Origin of the sequence: Kribbella italica (assembly GCF_014205135.1) — a bacterium.
In the GTDB taxonomy this organism is placed as follows: Bacteria; Actinomycetota; Actinomycetes; order Propionibacteriales; family Kribbellaceae; genus Kribbella; species Kribbella italica.
In genome coordinates this window covers 8,097,575-8,114,573 of sequence record NZ_JACHMY010000001.1, presented here as the reverse complement: position 1 = coordinate 8,114,573, position 16,999 = coordinate 8,097,575, and the positions used below count along the sequence as shown (strand labels likewise).

Genomic DNA, 16,999 nt, shown 5'->3' with positions numbered 1-16,999 from the left:
AAGATGAACCCCGTGACCGAACCCGAGGACCCCGCCCGCGCCAGCCCAGAATTCAGCGACTCAGGTGCCAGCGACTCGGGGCCCGGCGATCCGCGCGGAGCCGTCGAGCTGCTGCTCGGCGCGCTCGCGGGATCGGCGCTGCTGCCGTTCGTCCAGGCGATGGCGACCAAGGCCGGGGAGGACGTGTACGGCAAGATCCGCGACAGGCTCTCCCGGCGGCACCGCAAGCAGGCGAAGGCGGCGCTGGAGACGAAGGGCTCGGTGATCATCGCCGACGACGAGACCCGCCTGGTCCTGCAGCTTCCGTCGACGACGACCGAGTCCATGGCCGCCCGCCTTGGCACCGTTCGCGTTCCAGCGACCCGCGACGGTTGGCTCCTGGTCCGCTGGGACCCGATGGCCGGCGAGTGGCAGACCCACCGGTGCGATCCGCCGACGACGGACTACACCATCAAGGTCGGAGAAGACCAGAAATAAGGTGCTCCCCGCCCACCGGCCGTCACCACCTCAGTCACCCCCCAACACCAAACAAGTACCGGCCCCCGATCGGGTGCCGGTACTTGAAGGAGTCAGCGCGTCGAGGCCGGCACCTGAGCGGGTTGCTCAGTCCTTGATCTCGCAGATCGCCGCGCCCGCGGCGACCGTGGCGCCGACCTCGGCCGACAAGCCGGTGATCGTCCCCGCCTTGTGGGCGTTCAGCGGCTGCTCCATCTTCATCGCCTCCAGGACGACGACCAGGTCGCCCTCGGCCACCGTCGCGCCTTCCTCGACGGCGAGCTTGACGATCGTGCCCTGCATCGGCGACGTCAGCGAGTCCCCGGAGGCCGCCGACTTCCCGCTGCCACCGGCCCGCTTGGCCGGCTTCTTCTTCGCCCCGGCGCCGCTCCCTGCGACCGCCGAAGCACCGAGCCCGGCGGGCAGCACGACCTCGAGCCGCTTGCCGCCGACCTCGACCGTGACCTTCTCCCGCTCACCCTCGTCGGCGGTCCCCGCAGGGCCGTCGTACGGCGTGAGCTGGTTGTCGTACTCGGTCTCGATCCAGCGCGTGTGCACCGCGAACCCGTCGTCGCCGACGAACGCCGGGTCGCTCACGACGGCCGCGTGGAACGGGATCACCGTCGGCATGCCCTCGACGACGAACTCCTTCAGCGCGCGTCGCGACCGCTCCAGCGCCTGTGTGCGGTCCCGCCCGGTGACGATCAGCTTGGCCACCAGCGAGTCGAACGACCCCGGGACGGTCTCGCCCTCGTCGTACCCACCGTCGAGCCGGACGCCCGGACCGGACGGCGGGTGCCAGCGGGTCAGCGTGCCCGGCGCCGGCAGGAAGCCCCGGCCACCGTCCTCGGCGTTGATCCGGAACTCGATCGAGTGCCCGGACACCGCCGGGTCGTCGTACCCGAGCTCCTCGCCGTCGGCGATCCGGAACATCTCGCGAACCAGGTCCAGCCCGGTGACCTCCTCGGAGACCGGGTGCTCGACCTGCAGCCGGGTGTTCACCTCGAGGAACGAGATCAGCCCGTCCTGCCCGACCAGGAACTCGCACGTGCCGGCGCCGACGTACCCGGCCTCGCGCAGGATCGCCTTGGACGACGTGTAGAGCGTCTCCAGTTGCGCGTCGGTGAGGAACGGCGCGGGCGCCTCCTCGACCAGCTTCTGGTACCGGCGCTGCAGCGAGCAATCCCGGGTCGACACCACGACAACGTTGCCGTGGGCATCGGCCAGGCACTGGGTCTCGACGTGCCGCGGCTTGTCCAGGTACCGCTCGACGAAGCACTCGCCGCGGCCGAACGCGCTGATCGCCTCACGGGTCGCGGACTCGAACAGCTCCGGGACCTCCTCCAGCGACCGGGCCACCTTCATCCCGCGGCCGCCACCGCCGTACGCCGCCTTGATCGCGATCGGCAGCCCGAACTCCTGCGCGAAGGCGACCACCTCGTCGGCGCCGGCGACCGGGTTCGGCGTCCCGGGAACCTGCGGGGCGCCGACCTTCTCGGCGATGTGCCGCGCCTTGACCTTGTCGCCGAGCGAGTCGATCGCCGACGGCGGCGGGCCGATCCAGATCAGCCCGGCGTCGATCACGGCCTGCGCGAACTCGGCGTTCTCGGCCAGGAAGCCGTACCCGGGGTGCACCGCGTCCGCGCCGGAGCGGGCCGCGACGTCCAGGATCTTGGCGATGTTCAGGTACGAGTCGGCCGGCGTGGCGCCGTCCAGTGAGTACGCCTCGTCGGCCAGCCGGACGAACAGCGCGTCGCGGTCCGGTTCGGCGTACACGGCGACGCTGCCCAGCCCGGCGTCGGCGGCAGCACGCACGACCCGGACGGCGATCTCGCCCCGGTTGGCGACCAGAACCTTCGTGATCTTGTTGCTGTTCGGCACAGCGCAGCTCCTCTCGGCGTCGCCTGAGTGTAGGACGAAGTTACTCACCGGGAGGGCGGTTTGTGGGTCACACCACGGCAGGAGGCCGCTCGAAGAAGGACTCCAGCACGACGACTGTCTGAGTGCTGGTCACGCCGTCCACTTGGTGGAGGGCCCGCAGGGTCTGCTGGAGCTCCTCGGTGGTCCCTGCGCGTACCTTCACCAGCACCGATGCCGGGCCCGCGATGACGTGTGCCTCCTCGACTGCCCCGATCGCTTCCAGCGCGGCCCGTTTGTCGCCCATCCACGCGTCGGCGTCCAGCAGGACATAGGCCAGGACGCCGCGTCCGAGGGCCGCCGGGTCCACCTCGATCGTCGTCCGCCGGATCACGCCGGAAGCCTTCAGCTTCCGCACCCGCTCGTGCGCGGCGCCCGCGGACAGGCCGACCGCTTCGCCCAGTACGGCGTACGGCTGCGTCGCGTCCTCCTGCAGCAACCCGAGCAATCGCCGGTCGACATCATCTACAGCCATCGAAGCCCCTTGCCGAATCTGATCTGGTCGATTAGAACTTTAGCAGGAGGTCATTCAATGAAAGCCGAACTAGTCACCCTGGACGACCGGTTCTCCGCGATCGCCGGCGACGAGTACCTGGAACGCCTGTACGACGCCGGCCGCTGGCTCGAGGGGCCCGTCTACATCCCGGCCTGGCGGTCGCTGGTGTTCAGCGACATCCCCAACGACCGGCTGCTGCGCTGGGACGAGGAGTCGGGCCAGGTCAGCGTCTTCCGGGCGCCGTCCGGCAACGTCAACGGCAACACCCTCGACACCCACGGCCGGCTGATCAGCTGCTCGCAGGGCAACCGCCAGGTCGTCCGCACCGAGTACGACGGCTCGCTGACGGTCCTCGCTTCCCATCTCGGCGGCAGCAGGCTGAACAGCCCGAACGACGTCGTGGTGAAGCGCGACGGGTCGATCTGGTTCACCGACCCGCCGTACGGCATCACCTCGAACTACGAGGGCCACCGCGCCGAGCAGGAGGTCGGCGGCTGCCACGTCTACCGGATCTCGCCCGACGGCGAGCTGACCGTCGTCGCCGACGACTTCGTCCGGCCGAACGGGCTGGCGTTCTCCCGGGACGAGACCCAGCTGTACGTCGTGGACACCCCGGAGAAGCACATCCGCCGGTTCGACGTGAAGGACGACGGGCTGACCGGCGGCGAGGTGTTCGCGCCCTGCACGGCCGGAAGGTTCGACGGGATCCGGCTCGACGCCGAGGGCCGGGTCTGGGCCGCCACCCACGAGGGCGTGCACGTGTTCGACGCGGACGGCACACTGCTCGGCAAGCTGCTGCTGCCCGACGTCGTGTCCAACCTGTGCTTCGGCGGCCCGAAGCGCAACCGGCTGTTCGTCACGGCGACGACGTCGGTCTGGTCCTGGCTGATCACGACGGACGGCGCGCGTCCGCCGTACGATCACGGGTGACCACGCTGTCACCTGATCGATCGTGAGGAGTGCGGATGTCCCTGCTCGAGCCGCTGGCCGGAACTGTTCCCGCTGTCTGGGAGAAGCTCGACGATCGGTGGAACGGTCCGCTGGGGGACAAACACCTCGAGCGGCTGTGGACCGGTGGGCGCTGGCTGGAGGGACCGGTCTACTCCCCGCAGGGCCGGTACGTGCTGTTCAGCGACATCCCGAACAACCGGATCCTGCGCTGGGACGAGACGTCGTACCAGGTGTCGGCGTACCGCGAGCCGGCCGGCAACACGAACGGCCACACCCGCGATCAGGAAGGCCGCCTGGTCAGCTGCGAGCACGGCAACCGGCGCGTCACCCGGACCGAGCACGACGGGTCCGTCCGGGTCCTTGCCGACGGCTACGAAGGGCACCGGTTGAACAGCCCGAACGACGTGGTGGTCCGGCCGGACGGCTCGGTGTGGTTCACCGACCCGGCGTACGGGATCGACAGTGACTACGAAGGCCACCGGGCCGAGATCGAGACCGAGGGCTGCCACGTCTACCGGATCGCTCCGGACGGCGCGATCACCAAGGTCGCCGACGACTTCAACCGGCCGAACGGCCTGGTCTTCTCGGCCGACGGCTCGAAGCTGTACATCTCCGACACCGAGGAAGCCACCATCCGGGTCTTCGACGTCACCGGCGACGGTACGGCGCTGTCCGGCGGCGAGGTGTTCGCCGAGTGCGGCAACGGCGCCTTCGACGGCATCCGCCTCGACACCGCCGGCCGCGTCTGGGGCGCGGCCGCCGACGGCGTCCACGTCTCCGACTCCGACGGCACCCTGCTCGGCAAGCTGCTCGTCCCCGAGATCGTCTCCAACCTCTGCTTCGGCGGCGCCAAGCGCAACCGCCTGTTCCTGACCGCGACGACGTCGCTCTACTCCCTCTACGTCAACACCAACGGCGGCCCCGAGGCCTACGACCCGCGCGGTTAACAGGTGATTCTCAGGGTTTGGTTGTAGGTTCCCTGCAGCGTTGGCCCGTTCCAGGTGAGGAGTGCGATGTCCAAGAAGACCCATGAGCAGCAGCTCGCCGCGCGGAAGGCGCAGCGGCAGGCGGAGCGGGCAGCCGAGCGGGCCAAGCAGCGGCGGATGGTCGGGATCACCATCGCGGCGATCGTGTCCGTGGTGGTGGTGATCGTCGGCGTCGTCCTGATCGCGGCGAACACCAGCGATCAGGAGACCCCGGTCGCGGGTGACACCTCGACGCCCTCCGAGGCCGCGCCGGGCAACAAGCCGGTGTCGATCCCGACCGCGCTCGCGGCACCGCTGAAGCGGCCGGCCGCGCTGCCGGCCGAGGTCGACTGCAGCTACACCAAGGGCGGTCCGGCGGCCAAGAAGGTGAACGCGCCCGCCAACGGCAAGGTCAAGGCCGGCGGTACGACGGACGTCACGCTGAAGACCAGCGTCGGCGACCTCGGGCTCACCCTGGACAGCGCGCTCGCGCCCTGCACGGTGAACAGCTTCGTCAGCCTGGTCAACCAGAAATACTTCGACAACACCGTCTGCCACCGGCTCACCGTCGGCGAGGGCCTGCAGGTCCTGCAGTGCGGCGACCCGGGCGGCGACGGTCGCGGCGGCCCCGGCTACAGCTTCAAGGACGAGGTCTTCCCCGAGCTGAAGTACGGCCGCGGCACGCTCGCGATGGCCAACTCCGGCCCGAACACCAACGGCAGCCAGTTCTTCATCGTGTACGGCGACGGCTCCGGCCTGGACCCGGCGTACACCGCCTTCGGCACCCTCGACGCCAACGGCCTGAAGGCCGTCGACAAGGTCGCCAACGCCGGCGTCGTCCCGAGCGAGAACGGCGGCCCCGGCGATGGCAAGCCGGCAACCGAGGTCAAGATCACCGCGGCCACCACGGCGTCCAAGAACTAGCGCGGACAGAACGAAGCCCCTGGGCCCGTCGAGCGACGGACCCAGGGGCTTCGACCGTCAGGCCAGCTTCTTGTAGCGGCTGCGGGGCCAGGCCAGGAGCGAGTCGATCTGGACCATGCCGGCCTGCTCGAGGAGCTGGACCGGGCCTTCGGCGAAGTGGAACAGGCCGGTGGCCGGGTCGCGGACCTCGGACCAGGCGCGGGCCGAGTAGGCCTTCATCACCTTGGTGTAGCGCGCGTCGTGCGCGACCGAGTCCAGGATCAGCAGGTTCTTGAACCAGATCGCGTTGAAGCGGGTCGGCTGCTTCCACAGCCGGTCCTCGCTGCCGTAGAAGGCCAGCGACGCGTTCGCGAGCGCCTTCGCCTCGGTCAGGTACCGCTTCTGCCCGGTCGCCTTGTACAGCAGGGTTCCGGCGCCCAGCATCACGCCCTGGTTGTAACTCCACTGGGTCTTCTCGACCGTTCCGGCCAGGTCGATGTGGTCCCAGTACAGGCCGTTCGGCGCGAGCATGCAGGTCCGTGCCCACTCGTACATCTTCTGGGCCCAGGTCAGGTACGACCTGTCCTTGGTGAGCAGGTAGAGGTGCGCGCCGAGCTCGGCGCCCGGCCCGTTCGAGATCGTGTTCCGGTCCTGGCTCCAAGGCGCCTGGGTCCAGTAGACGCCGCCCGCGCACGGGTGCGTCGGGTCGTTGTCCCAGCCGTGCACGACGAGCCCGAAGATCTCCTTGGCCCGGTTCAGCGACGAGCGGTCACCAGTCCGCTGGTAGTGCTGGATCAGGTGCAGCCCGATCCACTCGTTGTCGTCGTAGAACTTGTCACCCCCTTGGCCGAGCGGCGGCCGCAGGTAGGAGTCGTAGCCCTTCGGCGTCGTACCGGCGTTCCAGTACGGCTTGTAGCCTTCGAGCCGGCGCTCCGCCTCCGCAGCCGCCTTCCGGCCCGAGCCCGGGATGCCGGCGAGGTTCTCGGCCGCGACCGCACCCTGCGAGTACGGCCAGATGTAGGAGTACGGGTTCTGCTGCTCGTTCGGATACTCCTCCAGCAGCAGAACCGGCCCGGCGCCGAAGTACTTGTTCAACGCCTGGTACGACGTGTTGGCGCGCGCCGCGGCGCTGCCGGGATGTCCGCCCGTCTGCTCGCCGGCCGGGGCGGCCTCGGCGCCGGGCGCGTGCAGGGCGCCGACCACCGCCACCGCCACCAGTCCGGCGAAGGCCTTAGTTGATATACCAATTCTTCTGCGCATCGAGCACTCCTTCAGGGGCGGCTGCGACTGACATCGATGTCACGTTCTAACCGGCCGAGCAGCGCAGCGTCAAGAGTTCGTTCTTGGTATATCCACTACCGAAGACGAACCAGGCGGACTTCAGACGCAGGTTCGCCCTGACCTGATCACCCGTGAACGCGCGCGTCCCGGCGGCACCGGTCGCGACCACGCGGGTCACCCGACCGCCGCCCGGTCCGAGCCCGGTCCGACGGCTGATCGAGACGCCCTTCAGCTTGCCGACGCCGAAGGCGGCCTGCATCTGCGCCGCCGTCCGCGTCGTCGACCAGGTGACGTTCGGGTTCTTGTTGCCCGGGTACGCGTCCCAGCTGTCGACCTTGGCCAGTTGGTACCCGACCGTGCCGGCCGTCGTCGCGCCGCCGTTCGAGGAGGAGAACTCCGCGATGATCGGCGTGTTCCGGTACAGCCGGATCTGCCCGGCAGTGGCCGCGATCGCCGCGTTGGTCGACGCCTTCTCCGACGAGTAGCCGCCGTACACCTGGCAGGAGATCGTGTCGCACAGGTCGTACACCCTGCTCCCGGCGCGCTTGCGGTGGTACGCCGCATAGGTGCGCGCGGCAACGGACTGCGCCTGCAGCGCGGCCGGTCGCCAACTGGTGATCGCCTCGCGCGGGACGACGCCGCGCAGGTAGGTCTCCAGTGGCAGGACGTTGACCGTGTCCAGGTGCGCGCCGCCGACGTCGGCGGCTCTCAGTGCCCCGCGGTACTTGACCTGGGCGCCGCTCGGCAGCACCAGCCCAATCACGGCCGGCCCCTCGAACTGCGCCGTACCGCTCAACGTGCGCCACAAGGACCAGATCCGCTTCTTCGCATCGAACGAACGGACCCGCGTGCCGTGCTCACCGTGCGGGTCGATCGACCACTGGTTCCGATTGGTTGCTACAGGCAACGTGTAGACCTTGTTGGTCTTCAGGTCGCGCAGCTTCAGGCCGCTGACCGAGTGGACCCGGACGCCGTCGGTGCTGTCCGCGGTGATCCGGATCCGGACCGCGCCGGTGGCCTTGCCGACCGCCGTCCCGGGGTAGTAGAAGTCGAGGATCTGCTTCACGTTCTTGCCGGCCAGGGCCGCGCCCTGCGCGCCGTACTGCGACATGCCGCGGCCGTGGCCGAAGCCGCGACCGGTGATCGTCTGGGTCGCCTCGGCCTCGGGCGGTACGGCGCCCTGGTGGGCGACCGCGAATCCGCTCGGCAGAGTCGACGCCACCAGCGCGACGACAATCATGCGTTTCACGAGATGTAGACCTTCTGCGTCCGGGTGCTCGCGGTGAGCTTGCCGTGCTGGAACCGTTGCTGCTGGCCACCGTTGACCTTGTACATCCCCGACGTCGGCAGGCCGAGACGCGAACCCTCCGCGCCGAGCGCGCCGTACTTGCGGGAGATCAGCCCGGCGACCGGGAACATGCCAGTCTTCGGCGACCAGTAGAGCGCGCCGTTGCGGAACGGCTGCTTCCGGCTGCCACTGACCCGGCCGTTGCGCTGCTCACCGGTCGGCATCCCGAGGAAACCGTCCGGCCCGATCTTGCGGAACTGCGCCTTGAAGCCACCGCGGACGGACCACGCGCCGGTGCGCGCCGACCAGTAGATGTCCAGGGCACCGAAGTACGTCGCCCGCCCAGACCTCGTCGGATGCTCGCCCCAGAACGGCTGCCCGATCGCCCGGTACCCGCCGTGCTGCTGCGCGCGCCGGTAGATCTCGGTCGACACGCTCTTGCCCATCAGCGCGTTGACTCGTTGCTTCAGCCACCCGATCTTGGAGTACAGGTTCTTGCCCGGGCACGCGGTCGCCTTGGTGTCGCGGTGACCGGAGACCGTGCCGAGCTTGCTGCCGTCGAGGATCACCGTGGCCAGCGGGGAGCGGTAGTTCGCGTCCAGCTTCCAGGCGACGATCCGGGCCGTCATCTCCATCATCTGGGCGCTCGGCGCGACCTTGTCGAAGTTGCCGATCAGCGAGACCCCGAAGGAGTTCGCGTTGAACGACCCGGTGTGCGCGCCGAGCACCGGCAGCTGCATGCCGCCGTACCGGCCCTCCCACGCGCGGCCGAACTTGTCGACCAGGAAGTTGTAGCCGAGATCGCACCAGCCGCGGCTCTTCACGTGGTACGCGTACATGCCGCGGATCATCGCCGGGACCTGCGCGCTGGTGTAGTTGTTGGTGTCCGCGGTGTGGTGCACGAACGCGGCCTGCACGGTGCTCGTGTACTTCGGCTTCGCGCAGGCGGCACCGTTGTGCGACCGCAGCTTCTCGTCGGCACCCCAGCCGGGCCGCCCGACGATCCGCGGCATGCCGTACGGCGCGCGGCTGGCCTCGGGCTGGATCGGCTGCTCCGGCGTGGCCGGCGTGGCCGGCGGATCGTTGTCGGCGGCCCGGAACCCCGGCTGGATCAGGATCACCTTCGCGTCCGGCATCGTCGTACCGTCGGTGGTGGTCACGGACGCCTCGACACCGTCGGCCGTCCCGACCCAGATCGGCTCGGTCCCGGATCGTTGCTTGCCCTCGGCACCGTCCGGACCATGGTCGTCCTCGACCGTCAGCCGCTCCCAGGCCGCCCAGGTGCCGTTGCGCTGGACGCGGACCTTCACCTCGACGGCGGCCGAGCTCGCGCGGACCGGCCAGGTCACCCCGACCATCCCGAACGGCTGCGTCTGCGCCGACGCGCTCGACAGCCTCGTCCCGGAGACCTGCCGCAGGGGCAGCTCCCGGTACGACGGTTCGACGTCGTACGCCGACTCGACGTCGTGCGCCGACTCGATGTCTTGCGCCGAAAGGGGCGCGGCATCGGCCGGCGCCGGATCGTTCCAGGGGACGTGGATCACCGGGACGAACAGGGCGAGCCCGGTCACCGCGGTCAAGGTCAGTCGCAGGGATGGTGTGACACGCATCGGAGAGCCTCCGGCCGTTCTGTTCGCTGATGAGCAGCTGTGACAGATTATGCGCAAGGAGTGATCGGATCTCCGGGATTGCCGTCACCCTGCGTGGCGTGTCCGCGCGCGCCGGGCTCAGTCGGCGAGCAAGCCGGCTTCGTGGGCGAGGATCGCGGCCTGGACGCGGTTCTCGCAGCCGAGCTTGGTGAGGATCCGGCTGATGTGCGCCTTCACCGTGCCGACCCCGAGATAGAGCGCGGCGGCGATGTCGGCGTTCGACGCGCCGGTGCCGACCTGCCGCAGTACGTCGCGCTCGGTCGGGGTGAGGGGCGCCAGCCGCGCGGCCGCGTTGCCGTGCTCGGCCGAGACCAGGTGGCGTTCGACCAGTCTGCGGACGATCGAGGGCGCCAGGATCGACTCACCGCGGGCGGCGACCTGGACCGCGTGGATCAGGTCGGCCGGCCCGATGTCCTTCAGCAGGAAGCCGACCGCGCCGGCGGCGAGCGCCTCCGCGACGTACCGGTCCTCGCCGAACGTCGTCAGCACCACGACGTTGGTGTCCGGGAACCGACGGGCGATCTCGGCCGCCGCGGTCAGTCCGTCGCCGCCCGGCATCCGCAGGTCCAGCAGCGCGACGTCGACGGCCTGCTCGCGGCAGGCGCGGACGGCCGCGACACCGTCGGGGACCTCGGCCACCACCTCGACGTCGGGCGCGTGCTCGAGGATCATCCGGACGCCCGCGCGCAGCAACGCCTCGTCGTCGGCCAGCAGGACCCGGATCACCGGCCTACCTTACGACGAAGGCGACCACCAGAATCACCAGCGCGAGGACGACCGGGACCGCGAGGACCAGCGCCAGGCAGCCCGTCCCGAGCAGCCTGGGCAGCGTGAGAACCTCCGCGTCGTCGATCACCGTGGGCTCGGGACCAGGAGCGGGGAGGTCGGGTTCGGGCAGCAGACCGGCGGGGTGCACGGGCAGATCGACGGTCAGCGCGAATCCACCGGTCCGGGTCGGGCCCGCCGCGATCGAGCCGCCCAGCAGACAGATGCGTTCGTCCAGCCCGGCCAGGCCGCGACGGGTGCCCGGTACGGCGCGTTGCGCCGCGGCGCCCGGTCCGTTGGAGATGGTGACCCGGATCCGCTCGTCGATCCGGAGTACGTCGACCACGGCGTGCGCGCCGGGGGCGTGCCGGTGGACGTTCGTCAGGCCCTCGCGGACCGCCCGGTGCACGGCGTACCGGGTGCGGGGATCGGCCTCCGCGAGATCGGCGCCGTTCCAGACCAGCTCGACGTGGACCCCCGCGCGCCGCGACTCCTCCACCAGGGCGGCGAGGTCGGCGCGGGTGCCGGTGTGCGTGCCGAGCCCATCGGGCAGGTCGCCGGCCGGTCCGGCCGAGACCCGGAGCAGGCCGAGGATCTGCCGCAGCTCGTCGAGCGCCGTACTCGCGGTGGTCCGCAGCAGCTCCGCCTGGGCCGTCAGCTGGGGCGCGTCCTTGCCCACGGCAAGTTCCAGCGCGCCCGCGTGCAAGGAGATCAGGCTGAGCCGGTGACCGAGCAGGTCGTGCATCTCCCCCGCGATACGGGTCCGCTCGACGGCCCGGGCCTGGGCTCCGACCAGGGTGCGCGAGCGTTCGAGGTAGTCGTTGCGGTCGCGGAGCAGTCGGGTCTCGGGGCGCCGGTAGCCGAGCAGGACACCGGCCAGTGCCGGTACGCCGATCAGGAGCGCCGACATCACCGCGCCGAGGGCGAGCAGGCCCGGGGTGGGGTCCTCCCCTTCTGACCAGAGGCTGGTGCCGAAGGTGACAACCGTCGCCGCTGTGACGACAGTCCACAGTCGCCACAGCGGGCGGGAGCGTCGGCCGGCGGTGAACGCGATGATCGACGCGCTCAGCACGGGCGAGAGAGCGGGGAGAAGGCAGAGCAGCGCCGTACCGAGCAATGCCCACAAGGGCCAGCGGAACCGCAGCAGCAACAACACACCGGCGGCCAGAGCGGCGACGACGGTCCGGATCGGGTCGGGACCACCGAGCGCGATCGGAACCAGCCCGGTCCCGGCGACGAGCAATACTAGCAAGGTCTCGCGCACCACGACGGCACGGGGCGTGCCCTTCAGCTCGGCGAGAGCACGGGGGCCGGCGCGCCGGAGCTCGGCGACAGCGTTGGGTCCGGCGCGCCGGACCTCGGCGACAGCGTTGGGTCCGGCGCGCCGGACCTCGGCGACAGCGTTGGGGACGGTGCTCCTGAGCTCGGCAACAGCACGGGGAGCGGCTCTCCTGAACTCGGAGACAACGCGGGGAGCGGCGTGCCGGAGCTCGGAGACCGCCGTGCGCAGTTCGGTCCGGAGCGCGGAGAGTTTGGGGGCCGTCGGCATCAAGTTCTCCATCGTCGGTCGGCTGGCCTGGACGATTCTTCGGGCCGGTCGCGGCGGACGACAGTGCCGATCGGCTCGCGCTGCTGTCCGATCGGCCATGATACGAGCCGATCGGCAGGCGCGACGGAGGCGGCGAGCTGACTAGCTTCGAGACATGGAGATCGACCACACGACCGAGGCAGTCCGCATGTTGTCCCGAGCACTGGCCCGCGCGGCCCGGCTCGGCCACCCCACAACCGGGACCGAACACCTGCTGTTCGCCCTCCTGGACGCCGAAACCCCGACCGCCAAGGCCCTGGCCCCCCGCCTGAACGACGCCGGCGCCCTGATGGGCACCCTCGCGGCCCAAGACCCACCCGACTGGATCAGCACCGACAACGCGGACCCGGCTGCGCCGGCCGGCAAGCCTCGGACGACCGCGGGCATGGCCGCCGATGCGGATACGGGTGCGAGTGCGGATGTGGAGCACCTGGTGGCCGCCGTGCTGCGGGAGGCGGATTGGGGGCGGAAGAAGCGGGCGATCGCGGCGGCGGCTGCTACGCCTGCGTTGCGGGCGTGTCTGAGTGGTGCGGTTGTTCACGCTGGCGGGCAAGTCGTCACCTCCTCGCACTTCCTCGCCGCGTTGCTCGATCTCCCCGGTTGCCGTGCGGTCGAGGCGCTCCGCCTGCGACGCGTCGACCGGGCGGCCGTCGCCGCGGCTCTCGATCTCTCGGCCGGCACCTCACCTGCGGCAGCAGCGCACGACGTACTGCGTAGAACCGGCAGCTTCCCCGGCGGCCTCACCGGCCGGCTGGCGAAGTGGATGCGAGGCAGCGAGACACCGATGCTGTTCGGCGCGGCAGCAGAAGCTAGGCGTCAGGCCCTACGCCGCGGCCGCGGCGAGATCGACTCCGCCGACCTCCTGCTCGGCGTCCTGTCCCTCGACCGACTCCTGCTCCAGGCCGGTCGCGACGAAGGAACCCCCGCAGACACCGGCGCCGCGACGCTGGCCGCTGAGGGGATCGTCCTCAGCAGGTTGCTCGCCGCCGCGGCGGTCGACCCTCCGCAACCGTTCGAGCGCCCGTTCCCGGTCCACAGCTCGGCCCGTCAGGCCCGCACCCGCGCCCGCCTGATCGCCTCCGACGAGAACGCACCCGAGATCGGCACCGCGCACCTGGCCGCGGCTCTGCTGGAGGAGCAGAACGGCCCGGTCGCCGCCCTACTGACGGCCGCCGGCATCCACAGACCCGCATCCCCCACGGCACCGCGCCCGTAGCCCGGCCGACCCGCCCCGCCCGGCCTAGCTCCCCGCGGCGCCGCCCCGTACCCCGACTGATCCGCGGCGCCGCCCCGCCAGCCCGACTCTCCCGCGGCGCCCGCCCCTGTATCCCGGCTGACCCGCGATGCCGCCCCGCCAGCCCGACTCCCCGACGGCGCCGCGCCTCGAGCCCGACTGACCCGCGACGCCGGGCCGCCGGCACGAGATCCTGCGGCACCGCCCTCGTACCCGACTTACCCGCGACGCCGCGACGCCGGGCCGCTGGGCCGCTGGGCCGCCGGGCCAAACTCCCCGCGGCACCGCCCTGCACCCCGACCGATCCACGCCGCCGCCGGCCCAACTGCCCGCGGCACCGCCCTGTACCCCGACTGATCTGCGGCGACGCTCCGCCGTACCGTCCTCGCCGCGGCACCGCCCCGCCAACCCGGCTTGCCCGCGGCGCCGCCCCTCGTACCCCGACTCACCCGCGACGCCGGGCCGCCGGGCCGCCGGCCCCAACTCCCCACGGCACCGCCCTGCACCCCGACTGATCCGCGCCGCCGCCCCGCCGTACCGACTGACCCCCGCCGCCGCCCCGCCGTACCGTCCTCGCCGCGGCGCCGCCCCGCCAGCCCGACTCCCGCGGCGCCGCCCTCGTACCCCGACCTACACGCGGCGCCGCCCGGCCGGTCCTCCTCCCCGCCTAGACTGGCTTCGGAAATCGAAGTGAGGGGTGTGGATGCGGAACCAGTTCCGGCTCGAGGATCTCTCCTGCCCGTTGTCGACGACCGTGCGGCATGTCGGCGAGTGGTGGACGTTGCTGATCCTCCACGACGCCTTCGACGGGTTCACCCGGTTCGACGAGTTCGAGCGGAATCTGAAGATCTCCTCGAGCATGCTGACCACGCGACTCAAAACGCTCGTGGACGACGGGCTGCTGGAACGCCGTCAGTACCAGGAGCGTCCGGCCCGGTACGAGTACGTGCTCACCGAGCTGGGCCGGTCGCTCCGGCCGGTGATCGTCGCGCTGGCGGCGTGGGGCAACGAGCGGCTCGCGCCGGCCGAGCGGACGATGATCCTGGTCGACTCCGAGACCGGCGAAGAGGTCGAGCCGGTGCTGGTCGATCGTGCCACCGGGCAGCCGGTGGACGGGCCACGCTACGTGTTCACCTCCGGCCCGGCGGCGAGCCGCGCGATGCGGGAACGCTACGAAGAACGGTGAACACCTGTTCACGCAGGGGAAATTGGACCGACTCGGTACGCTCGTCCTACCGCACCCTTCAAGGGCACGTCGAGGAAGGCACGTCATGGAACTGATTCTGCTGATCGCGGTGGTCGTGATCGCAGTGCTGGCTTACCGCTCCTACCGCCGGACCCAGCTGCAGACCAAGCAGCGGGACGAAGTGACGTCGGCGGAGCTCGAGTCGGTCAAGCGCACCGCGGACGAGGACATCACCAAGTTCGGCGAGGAGCTGCAGGACCTCGACCTGGACATGGTCGGCAAGGACCTCGGCGACGGCGCCCGGCAGGACTACCAGCGCGCACTGGACTCCTACGAGTCGGCCAAGTCGGCGGTCGCCCAGGTCACGGCGGCGGACCAGATCAAGCACGTGATCGAGATCCTCGAGGACGGCCGGTACGCGATGGCCTGCGTGCGCGCCCGGGTCAACAACGAGCCGCTCCCGCAGCGCCGCCCGTCCTGCTTCTTCAACCCCCAGCACGGCCCGTCCGTCGAGGACGTCACGTGGGCCCCGGCCGGCGGAGCGCCGCGCGAGGTCCCGGCCTGCGCCGCGGACGCCGAGCGGGTCCGCGCCGGCGCCGACCCGGACATCCGCAAGGTGATGGTCGGCCCGCAGCGCGTTCCGTACTGGCAGGCCGGACCGGCGTACGCGCCGTACGCGCAGGGCATGTTCGGCGCGCTGGGTGGCGTGATGACCGGCATGTTCATCGGCACCATGCTCGGCGGCATGTTCGCCGGCGGCGGCTACGGCGACATGGCCGGCGGCGGCTTCGAGGGCGGTGACGGCGGCGGCGACATGGGCGGCGACGGTGGCGACGGCGGCGGCTTCGACTTCAGCGAGGACCCGGGCGGCGGCGACATGGGCGGCGGCGACTTCGGCGACTTCGGCGGCTTCGACTTCTGAGCCAAGCACCACCGACGGCCCCTGGGAGCACTGGGCAGATTCTCGGGGTCCTCGCAACACCTGATGGTTTTATGTGGTTGTCAGTAGATCACGCAGGCGCTCGGCTGGGGTTTTCCAGTCGAGCGTTTTGCGTGGTCGGCCGTTGAGTTTCTGGGCGACGTGTTCGAGGTCTTCGGGACTGTGGGCGGACAGGTCGGTGCCCTTGGGGAAGTACTGGCGTAGCAGGCCGTTGGTGTTTTCGTTCGATCCCCTTTGCCAGGGCGAGTGCGGGTCGCAGAAGTAGACCGGAACGCCGGTTGCCACGGTGAACTGCTTGTGGGCGGCCATCTCGCAACCCTGGTCCCAGGTCAGCGAGCCACGTAAATGTGCGGGCAGGGTCTGGATCAAGACCACCAGCACGTCGCGGACCTCTTCGGCGGTGTGCCCGCCGGGCAGGTGCCCGAGCATGACGTAGCGGGTCGAGCGTTCGACCAGGGTCACGATCGCGGACTCGTTGCGGGTGCCGACGATCAGATCGCCTTCCCAGTGGCCAGGAACCGCCCGGTCCTCGACGTCTGCAGGGCGTTCGGAGATCATCACCATCTCGTCGACGAACCGGGGCGTGCGCTGCTCGGGCCTGCGGCGGGGTTTGCGGCGGGTGCGCCCGGTGCGCAGCGCGACCGTGACCTCGCGGCGCAGCCCACCACGGGCCTGGACATAGATCGCCTGGTAGATCGTCTCCGGGCTCACCCGCATGCCCTCGTCGTCGGGGAACTCCATGACCAGAGCCTGACAGATCTGCTCAGGTGACCACTGCTCCCGCAGCTTGCCCGCGACGTAGCCGCGCAGCCGGCCCTCCTGGGCCAGCATCGATTCCTTGGGCCGTGCACGACTGGCTGCCCAGGCCCGCTGCGCCCGGTGCGGCCGGTAGACGCCCTCGACCGAACGGGCGTCGATCTCGCGTTTGACCGTGGACGCCGACCGGCCCAGCGCCCGCCCGATCGCCCGCAGCGAATCGCCCCGGCGACGCAGATCAGCGATCAACTCCCGCTCGGTCACCGTGAGGAACCGAGCATGCAGCTCGGCCTCGACGGCCGCAAGACACGGCCCTGCCGCAACAGCAATGGTGGTCACACCGGTCTTGTAGTCGATCCGGCGACCATCAGTGTGCAGGCGCGCGTCACCGATCTTGCGGACCCCCCGGTCCCAGTCCTGCGCAGTACGCTCATGCACCCCGACCTGCCGTGCCGCATCGCGGCGCCGCACCCCGCCCGCACGCAACCGGTCGTACTCCGACCGCCCCGGATGCCCGGCCGTGCCCGTCTTCCCACGACCACGCACACCAGCCCGCCGAGCCCACCCGTACGCCGTCGCACGACT

General features: G+C 70.6%; 15 protein-coding genes. 7 read left to right on the top strand and 8 right to left on the bottom strand.

Annotated elements, in window-relative coordinates:
• Positions 1–12: 12 nt before the first annotated feature.
• Positions 13–477 (top strand): hypothetical protein, encoded by a 465-nt coding sequence (locus HDA39_RS38095; RefSeq protein ID WP_184803656.1) that lies wholly within the window; start codon positions 13–15, stop codon positions 475–477.
• Positions 478–603: 126 nt separating this feature from the next.
• Here the strand turns inward: HDA39_RS38095 and HDA39_RS38090 are convergent, their stop codons facing one another.
• Both HDA39_RS38090 and HDA39_RS38085 read right to left on the bottom strand, forming a co-directional pair.
• Positions 604–2,376: an acetyl-CoA carboxylase biotin carboxylase subunit gene (locus HDA39_RS38090; protein WP_337926061.1), complete on the bottom strand. Its 1,773-nt coding sequence runs from the start codon at positions 2,374–2,376 to the stop codon at positions 604–606.
• 67 nt (positions 2,377–2,443) lie between these two features.
• On the bottom strand, positions 2,444–2,887 hold the full coding sequence (locus tag HDA39_RS38085; RefSeq protein ID WP_184803654.1) for an Lrp/AsnC family transcriptional regulator: 444 nt from the start codon (positions 2,885–2,887) through the stop codon (positions 2,444–2,446).
• 57 nt (positions 2,888–2,944) lie between these two features.
• Between HDA39_RS38085 and HDA39_RS38080 the strand changes: the two genes are divergently transcribed.
• The 3 genes from HDA39_RS38080 to HDA39_RS38070 all read left to right on the top strand — a co-directional run bounded on the left by HDA39_RS38080 (position 2,945) and on the right by HDA39_RS38070 (position 5,748).
• Positions 2,945–3,838, top strand: coding sequence for an SMP-30/gluconolactonase/LRE family protein (locus tag HDA39_RS38080; protein WP_184803652.1), 894 nt, complete (start codon positions 2,945–2,947; stop codon positions 3,836–3,838).
• A 35-nt stretch (positions 3,839–3,873) separates the two neighbouring features.
• Positions 3,874–4,806: an SMP-30/gluconolactonase/LRE family protein gene (locus HDA39_RS38075; protein ID WP_184803650.1), complete on the top strand. Its 933-nt coding sequence runs from the start codon at positions 3,874–3,876 to the stop codon at positions 4,804–4,806.
• Positions 4,807–4,872: 66 nt separating this feature from the next.
• Positions 4,873–5,748 (top strand): peptidylprolyl isomerase, encoded by an 876-nt coding sequence (locus HDA39_RS38070; RefSeq protein WP_184803649.1) that lies wholly within the window; start codon positions 4,873–4,875, stop codon positions 5,746–5,748.
• Between the two features lie 57 nt (positions 5,749–5,805).
• On the opposite strand, the gene HDA39_RS38065 is transcribed toward HDA39_RS38070, so the two are convergent.
• From HDA39_RS38065 to HDA39_RS38045, 5 genes are all read right to left on the bottom strand, one after another.
• Positions 5,806–6,987 (bottom strand): glycoside hydrolase family 76 protein, encoded by a 1,182-nt coding sequence (locus HDA39_RS38065; RefSeq protein WP_184803648.1) that lies wholly within the window; start codon positions 6,985–6,987, stop codon positions 5,806–5,808.
• Between the two features lie 46 nt (positions 6,988–7,033).
• Positions 7,034–8,248 carry a SpoIID/LytB domain-containing protein gene (locus tag HDA39_RS38060; protein ID WP_184806939.1) on the bottom strand — a complete coding sequence of 405 codons (1,215 nt, stop codon included), beginning with the start codon at positions 8,246–8,248 and terminating at the stop codon, positions 7,034–7,036.
• Between the two features lie 5 nt (positions 8,249–8,253).
• Positions 8,254–9,906, bottom strand: coding sequence for an N-acetylmuramoyl-L-alanine amidase (locus tag HDA39_RS38055; protein ID WP_184803647.1), 1,653 nt, complete (start codon positions 9,904–9,906; stop codon positions 8,254–8,256).
• A 117-nt stretch (positions 9,907–10,023) separates the two neighbouring features.
• Positions 10,024–10,671 carry a response regulator gene (locus HDA39_RS38050; protein ID WP_184803646.1) on the bottom strand — a complete coding sequence of 216 codons (648 nt, stop codon included), beginning with the start codon at positions 10,669–10,671 and terminating at the stop codon, positions 10,024–10,026.
• A 4-nt stretch (positions 10,672–10,675) separates the two neighbouring features.
• A complete protein-coding gene (locus tag HDA39_RS38045) occupies positions 10,676–12,259 on the bottom strand; it encodes a sensor histidine kinase (RefSeq protein ID WP_184803645.1) in 1,584 nt (527 codons plus the stop codon).
• A gap of 154 nt (positions 12,260–12,413) precedes the next feature.
• Here HDA39_RS38045 and HDA39_RS38040 point away from each other — a divergent pair, with 154 nt between their 5' ends.
• From HDA39_RS38040 to HDA39_RS38030, 3 genes are all read left to right on the top strand, one after another.
• The gene (locus HDA39_RS38040; RefSeq protein WP_184803643.1) at positions 12,414–13,514 is read left to right on the top strand and encodes a Clp protease N-terminal domain-containing protein; all 1,101 of its coding nucleotides are present in this window, start codon (positions 12,414–12,416) and stop codon (positions 13,512–13,514) included.
• Between the two features lie 721 nt (positions 13,515–14,235).
• The gene (locus HDA39_RS38035) at positions 14,236–14,718 is read left to right on the top strand and encodes a winged helix-turn-helix transcriptional regulator (protein WP_184803641.1); all 483 of its coding nucleotides are present in this window, start codon (positions 14,236–14,238) and stop codon (positions 14,716–14,718) included.
• Between the two features lie 85 nt (positions 14,719–14,803).
• A complete protein-coding gene (locus HDA39_RS38030) occupies positions 14,804–15,640 on the top strand; it encodes a hypothetical protein (protein WP_184803639.1) in 837 nt (278 codons plus the stop codon).
• A gap of 69 nt (positions 15,641–15,709) precedes the next feature.
• Here the strand turns inward: HDA39_RS38030 and HDA39_RS38025 are convergent, their stop codons facing one another.
• On the bottom strand, positions 15,710–16,885 hold the full coding sequence (locus HDA39_RS38025; RefSeq protein ID WP_184805761.1) for an IS30 family transposase: 1,176 nt from the start codon (positions 16,883–16,885) through the stop codon (positions 15,710–15,712).
• Between the last annotated feature and the right edge of the window lie 114 nt (positions 16,886–16,999).

What these genes read in the sequence shown, in the direction of transcription:
- HDA39_RS38080 (WP_184803652.1), top strand. Translation starts at nt 2,945, where the DNA reads ATGAAAGCCGAACTAGTCACCCTGGACGACCGGTTCTCCGCGATCGCC.
- HDA39_RS38065 (WP_184803648.1), bottom strand. Translation starts at nt 6,987, where the DNA reads ATGCGCAGAAGAATTGGTATATCAACTAAGGCCTTCGCCGGACTGGTG.
- HDA39_RS38035 (WP_184803641.1), top strand. Translation starts at nt 14,236, where the DNA reads ATGCGGAACCAGTTCCGGCTCGAGGATCTCTCCTGCCCGTTGTCGACG.
- HDA39_RS38030 (WP_184803639.1), top strand. Translation starts at nt 14,804, where the DNA reads ATGGAACTGATTCTGCTGATCGCGGTGGTCGTGATCGCAGTGCTGGCT.
- HDA39_RS38040 (WP_184803643.1), top strand. Translation starts at nt 12,414, where the DNA reads ATGGAGATCGACCACACGACCGAGGCAGTCCGCATGTTGTCCCGAGCA.
- HDA39_RS38075 (WP_184803650.1), top strand. Translation starts at nt 3,874, where the DNA reads ATGTCCCTGCTCGAGCCGCTGGCCGGAACTGTTCCCGCTGTCTGGGAG.
- HDA39_RS38060 (WP_184806939.1), bottom strand. Translation starts at nt 8,248, where the DNA reads ATGATTGTCGTCGCGCTGGTGGCGTCGACTCTGCCGAGCGGATTCGCG.
- HDA39_RS38070 (WP_184803649.1), top strand. Translation starts at nt 4,873, where the DNA reads ATGTCCAAGAAGACCCATGAGCAGCAGCTCGCCGCGCGGAAGGCGCAG.
- HDA39_RS38045 (WP_184803645.1), bottom strand. Translation starts at nt 12,259, where the DNA reads ATGCCGACGGCCCCCAAACTCTCCGCGCTCCGGACCGAACTGCGCACG.
- HDA39_RS38085 (WP_184803654.1), bottom strand. Translation starts at nt 2,887, where the DNA reads ATGGCTGTAGATGATGTCGACCGGCGATTGCTCGGGTTGCTGCAGGAG.
- HDA39_RS38055 (WP_184803647.1), bottom strand. Translation starts at nt 9,906, where the DNA reads ATGCGTGTCACACCATCCCTGCGACTGACCTTGACCGCGGTGACCGGG.